The sequence below is a fragment of the Limosilactobacillus coleohominis genome (assembly GCF_016901675.1).
Lineage (GTDB): Bacteria > Bacillota > Bacilli > Lactobacillales > Lactobacillaceae > Limosilactobacillus > Limosilactobacillus intestinavium.
Genome location: NZ_JACJKU010000082.1, coordinates 1 through 6111, shown reverse-complemented (window position 1 = coordinate 6111; position 6111 = coordinate 1). Strand labels below are relative to the sequence as shown.

General features: G+C 37.8%; 4 protein-coding genes and 1 pseudogene. 3 read left to right on the top strand and 2 right to left on the bottom strand.

Annotation, left to right across the window (positions count from 1 at the left end; genetic code table 11):
* Positions 1–118 precede the first annotated feature (118 nt).
* Positions 119–1417: pseudogene (locus tag H5975_RS07045) on the bottom strand (Y-family DNA polymerase).
* A gap of 592 nt (positions 1418–2009) precedes the next feature.
* Between H5975_RS07045 and H5975_RS07040 the strand changes: the two are divergent.
* Genes H5975_RS07040 through H5975_RS07030 form a run of 3 tightly spaced genes read left to right on the top strand, consistent with a single transcriptional unit; the run spans position 2010 to position 4868 of the window.
* A complete protein-coding gene (locus tag H5975_RS07040; protein WP_204785450.1) occupies positions 2010–2612 on the top strand; it encodes an isocitrate lyase/phosphoenolpyruvate mutase family protein in 603 nt (200 codons plus the stop codon).
* Positions 2613–2633: 21 nt separating this feature from the next.
* Positions 2634–3542, top strand: a complete 909-nt coding sequence (locus H5975_RS07035) for an isocitrate lyase/PEP mutase family protein (protein ID WP_204785449.1) — start codon at positions 2634–2636, stop codon at positions 3540–3542.
* Positions 3543–3560: 18 nt separating this feature from the next.
* Positions 3561–4868: an MFS transporter gene (locus H5975_RS07030; RefSeq protein ID WP_342590540.1), complete on the top strand. Its 1308-nt coding sequence runs from the start codon at positions 3561–3563 to the stop codon at positions 4866–4868.
* A 274-nt stretch (positions 4869–5142) separates the two neighbouring features.
* Here H5975_RS07030 and H5975_RS07025 read toward each other — a convergent pair whose 3' ends face one another.
* On the bottom strand, positions 5143–5763 hold the full coding sequence (locus H5975_RS07025) for a tyrosine-type recombinase/integrase (protein ID WP_204785448.1): 621 nt from the start codon (positions 5761–5763) through the stop codon (positions 5143–5145).
* Positions 5764–6111: the final 348 nt, after the last annotated feature.

Here is a 6111-nt window from a genome sequence, read left to right as displayed (position 1 = left end):
AAAGAATATATAGTAAGAATTATCCGGCTTGAAATAGTTAATACATACCCAATATTTTGTTCTAGGTATATTCTTAAATAATTTCCCAATCTTGCCAGCAATAAGCTCCCCCTGTTTCTTATTCCAAGCTTTGTCCGCCATTGTGTCCGCCCACAAGTCCTGCACGTTCAATGAACGTCCCACCTTTCTTCAAACTACTTGCTCTTATAATTGACGTTTTGCCATATTTTCTTCTAATGGAGTCCATTGTTTCCTCTAAACTAATAGCAGTTGGCTTTGGCGAATTAAATATGTTAAGTTGTTCGCCATACCTATTTGTTAGCCGGGAACAAGATACTGCAATAGTTCTAACTGGGGCTTCACCGTCCCAGAACTTTTCAAAAATAAAGATTAGTTGTCTGTTAATTGTTTCTGTCTCGGCAGTTGAAGCTACAAGCTTAAGTGAGTGAGCAAATCCTGTTTCGTTATTGTGGTCAACTACTCCTAATGAATAGCCAATCCCCAAATAAACACCATTGCATTGCTTGTTGTGAGCTCGTAATCTAGCGGCAACTTGGGCGCCTATCTCTTTAATTACCGTTTCAATTTCATCTTTCTCGGCATAATCCCTTGACAGCACTTGGGAATTACCAAGAGACTTATCCTTAGGAAAAATTGTTGATTGTAGATTAGTCCTGTCGATTCCCCATGCTGTCGCATACAATTGGGTTCCAATTATTCCCAGGCGTTGTTTCAATATAAAAGGATCGAAATGAGTCAATTCTTACATATTATGAATTCCAAGGCGACTTAAATTAGCTTTAGTCCTTGCGTTAATTCCCCAAACATCTGTTATCTCGGGAATGGTCCATATTTTTGTTTTGACTGTTCGATTAGTTATTACACCAATAAATTCACTGTTATGCTTGGCATAAATATCTAAAGCGATTTTTGCTTGAAGCGGGTTGTTGCCCAACCCCACAGTCGTTATCAGCCCAAGTTCATCCTTAACTTGTTTCTGAATTTTTCTTATTACTTGAAGAATATTATTTCCAAATAACTGCCAAGAATGAGTAATGTCTAGGATTGATTCATCTATGGAATACGGTAGCAGGTCTTCGTCGGCGCAATATTGATTAAAAATATGGTTCACCTCGATATTTTTCTGAATATAGAGGTTCATGCGTGGCGGCACTACAATAAGTCGCTCATCATTCGGTAGGTCACGTTTACGGTTAACATTAGAAATGTGGAATAATTTCTTTGCCATTGGAGACGACGCAAGCACCAGTCCCCCACCAGTATTAGAAGCTTCCGACATAACTACCAATGGTGTTGTTAACGGATCTAGTCCTCGCATTGAGCATTCAACAGTAGCATAAAATGACTTGTTATCTATCAATAAAAATACGCCCGAAGGTTCATTCGAGTAGTCCATAGTGTTGCTCCTAACATTTAAACGTTCTCTACGGTCGAACAATTGTTTGTTCAAGAAATATATTATCACCCAAACATCAGTTCGTAAAGCAAACATAACATTAAAATGTAAAGGTGCTTCATATAAATATTAACTTTAAAAAATAAACCGTTCTATTAACCAACTCTACCCCATAGTAGCTGACCTTTAAATAAATAATATCGATCGATAAATATTAGAAGAATTTAATTTTTTGTGTTGACATTCAGGAATAGCGTCCTTTATAATGGTCGCAGTCATTAAATTTAGATGAGAAAAACATTGATGGAAACATTTTTTCAATGGATGGAATCAGAGAGCTAACGGTCGGTGAAAGTTAGTCGAAGTCGTTGAGAAAAGATCCTTCCAGAGTTGACGGCTGAAATTCAGTAGGTTAGTTTGGTTACCACCCATTACAGTGGTTGCAAATGCTAGTTTGCAATTGAGGCATTGTAGGAGTTCCTGCAGTGTAGAATATGAGATGGTACCGCGTAAAATACGCTCTCTAAGTTGTAGAAACAGCTTAGAGAGTTTTTTTTATCTAAATAAAATAATATCAAGGAGTTGGTTGAAAATGACTAAGCAGGTTGCAAAAGTTTGTATGGTTCCTGATCTATATGCACGTCAAGATTCAAATTTCTTTTTCCTAAGTGGTTCTGATCTCGCCTGGAATTTACTTGGAAGTCATAATGAAGGACTATTGGCAGCTTCTGAAGTAGCAAAACAATTAACATATTTACGTATGAAGACAAATAAAAAGCTCTTCGTTGATGCTCAGTCTGGATTTGGAAATCCGTTAAATACTTATTTTACGGTGAAGGAGTTAGAACATTATGGAGCTGATGTTGTACTAGTAAATGATCAGAAGTATCCTTCTAATACAATTAAGCCGCAAAAAGATCAATTTTATAGTTTCGCGGGAAGAGTAAAAGCAGCAGTTGACGCTAATAGTGAAGACGGGTGCAAAGTTTGGGTAAAACTAGATTGCTTCAATGATTATGGTAATGATGGTCTTCAAAAGCGACTATCAACTGCCGCCAAGCTAGGCGCTACTGGGGCATTATTAAACGGGGTACCTAATGAAGTAGTTAAAAAATTAGATGTGAATCTGAAACTTGGCCTTGTTAACCCGCAGTCCCTTGATTGCCCATCAAACGTTGAATACCTTTTTGGTTAAAAAGAGAGGAGTTGGGGAAACATGAAAAAAGCGGAAAAAATGCGCGAAAAGTTTTGCAAAATGATGTTTGAAAGTGATCGATTAACGAATATGGTTGTTGTTCCCGATGTTTTAGCTGCCAGAGTTGCTGAACAGCAAGGGTTTAAAGCCTTATTCGTGGCTGGTTATGCAGCAAGTTCTGATTTGCTGGGATTGCCAGACCGTGGAGTGTTAGATTTTAACCAACAATTAGATCAATTAAATCGTGTATGTCAAGCAGTTAACGTGCCTGTATTCGCTGATGCAGATACAGGTTATGGAGATGTTGAAAATGTTAAGCGTACTGTACAAGCGTTTGAGCAAGCCGGAGCAGTTGGGTTATTCCTGGAAGACCAACAATGGCCAAAAAGGTGCGGTCACATGGCAGGTAAGCAATTAGTCCCAACTGAAGAATTGGAAGCTAAATTGCGAGCTGCTGTTGAAGCGCGTCATCATGATAATTTCCTTATCATGTCAAGAACAGATGCACGCCAATCATATGGCCTTGAAGAAGCCATCAACCGTAGCAAGCGATACAAAGCTGCCGGGGCTGATATGGTCTTTGTTGAAGCACCACAAAGCAAAGACGAACTTCGACAAGTTGTTAAAGAGTTCCCTGACGTTCCACTGATGGCTAATATGATTGAAGGTGGCGATACGCCACTGACAAGTGCTGATGAGCTTGAAAAAATGGGATACCGTATCTTGGTCCATCCAAATGACTTAACCTATGTTGATGCATATGCAGACCGCATGTTACTTAATGAATTGCATACTACTGGAAAAACTGATCATAGCCAAGATAGAATGATTGAATTCCCAGAGTTTAATCAAATGGTTGGCTTAGATAAACTGAATTCATTGGACCAGCAATACTCCAATGAATCCATGAAAGAATACTTAAATAATTAATTGTAAGGAGCGATTACTATGATGAAAATGTCATCGACAACTCTTAATACTGGTCTTCTTCAGAGAATGAATGATGCAAAAGAAAGTCCTCTTTTTTATAAAGTCTTTGTTCTTGTTACACTGGGTCTTATGCTAGATGCTTCAGATGTATATTTAGCAAGTGCAACCAACACCGCCGTTGTTAAAGCCGGCTTTGCCACTCTCGGTCAAGGTTCATTATTCTTATCAGCCGGCTTTATGGGATTATTCATTGGCTCTATCCTAGCAGGGTTTCTCGGCGATAAGTTTGGGCGAAACAAAGTATATTCGTTAAATTTGTTTGTATTCGGCTTGTTCACATTATTGGCGGGTTTTGCACCTAATATTACTATGCTTACCCTTCTTCGCTTTATTGCATCGTTAGGATTAGGCGCAGAAATCGTAACTGGCTTTGCTTTGGTAAATGAGTTTGCACCGGTTCTTCATCGTGGCCGATGGGCTGGTGGCGCTTCTGTAGTTGGTAATTTGGGATCTCCGCTTGGACTACTACTTTGTACGTTGTTGATTCCACGGTATAGTTGGCGGGCACCATTTTTCGTTGTCGGAGTATTGGCCCTATTATTATGGGTGCTTCGGTTTAATAATTTTCCCGAATCACCGCGTTGGCTCATGTCACAAGGACGTCATGATGAAGCGGAAAAGTTAGTTAAACAACTTGAAGTTAGAGGAACATACACCACTAAAAATAACTCTGGTGAAAGCAAACGAGTAACTACCAGTTTAGCGCGTGGACTGTTCGTTGGTGTTGTTGCCGCCGTTGTAACGACTTTAGCTCAATTTACTTTTACTTCTTGGGTACCAACTTTACTGGTTAAACGTGGAATTGATGTTGCGCACTCTTTCATGTTATCAACAGTTATGATGGTCGGTGCTCCAGTTGGCGCTTTTTTTGGTGCCATGTTAGTAGACTGGGTCGGTCGAAAAAAGACTATCGTTGTAGGATTTATGTTGACGGCGCTATTAGGTGTTACTTTTGCTTACCAAACGACAAGCTTGATGGTCATGCTCGTCGGGTTCTTATTAACGCTTTGCATGTATGCAATGAATGCCAGCATTCTATCAGTATATGTTCCTGAACTTTTCCAGACCAAATTCCGTTTCCGTGGAGAAGGATATTCTGCTGGTGCTGGTAAGCTAGCTGCTGTTTTAATGCCAAGCTTTGTTGTTTGGACATTAACCAATTTTGGACCAACCTATGTATTTTTTGGCATTGCTGTGGTAACTGTTTTGGGAGCTGTGGTTGTTGGGCTATTCGGTCCCGAAACTAAACAACGTCCAGTCGAATGATTACTATATCGCTGGTTTAATTAAATGAAGAATGAGGCCATTTTCCGTAGTTCTTAATATAACTTTATTGTTTGTAAAAGCTTACCAAATAGTAAAAGAGACTAACCGTAAAGGCTAATCTCTTTTCAAACACTAAAATTATTCAAGTTCGCGATTGAGAGTAGTGAGACGCAATCTCACTACTCTCTTTTCATTTATTAATATGACTAAATATAGTAGTAAGATTCAAGAAAAATAAGTAAACCAAAAAGTTTCTACCTATTATATAGTACTTTTAACGCAACCCACCAAAGTTAATATTGTCCAAAATCTTCTCACGTGATTCTTGATCTAAGCCCAGGTAATTCAAAGTAACTGCTTCGCTTGAGTGATTAAGTAGTTTCATAACTAATCCAATATTGTGATTAGATTGTTCATATACACGATATGCTCCTGTTTTGCGCATTGTATGTGTACCTAGATAATTCAATCCTAGCAAGTCCCCTACTTTGGACATGATTTCATAGTAAGTGTGGCCAGAAATATGATTGTGTGGATTTGAGAATGATGGGAATAGCCATTCGCTATCATATACTTTCATATCTGGGTTGTTCATTTGATATTTCATTAACCAGTTTTGATAAACCAATAAATCATTTTCAACAGGACGCAGATATAATGTGTTCTGCTTTTTTGTTTTCTTGTCCACTATATAAGCATTTTTCATTATCTGGCCATCTTCATCAAATACGTCAGATTTCTTTAAAGAAATCACATCACTTACTCGAAGTAAGGTAGCTTTACCTACTTGGAAGATTGTGTAATTTCTTCTTCCATATTTAAAATCATCTCGTAATGACTCAAGGACCTGTGTTAAAATTTGCGAATCTTTGATAGGAAGAACTAATTGTTTCAAAATTATCACCCTAAATCTAATAGACTGTTACTTAATATACCTAAATAATAGTCTATCATAAAAATATACTGAAAATAAATAGCTTATATATCAACAATCTACATAGACTATAATTACATTATAGTCTATAGATTTAATCAAAAATACCTTTAAAATACAAATTGGCTCTCAGACACATTTTAACGACCAACTATACGTCAATCATATTTTCATTGCATCTGAGAGCTAATTCTGAATTTTTGGTGGATTATAGAATGAAGTTAGCCACCTAATTGGTGGTAAATGCAAAAACGCCATTCGGCGTGACATCAGGTATCATATTAAGTGAATCAAACCTATATGAAAGGA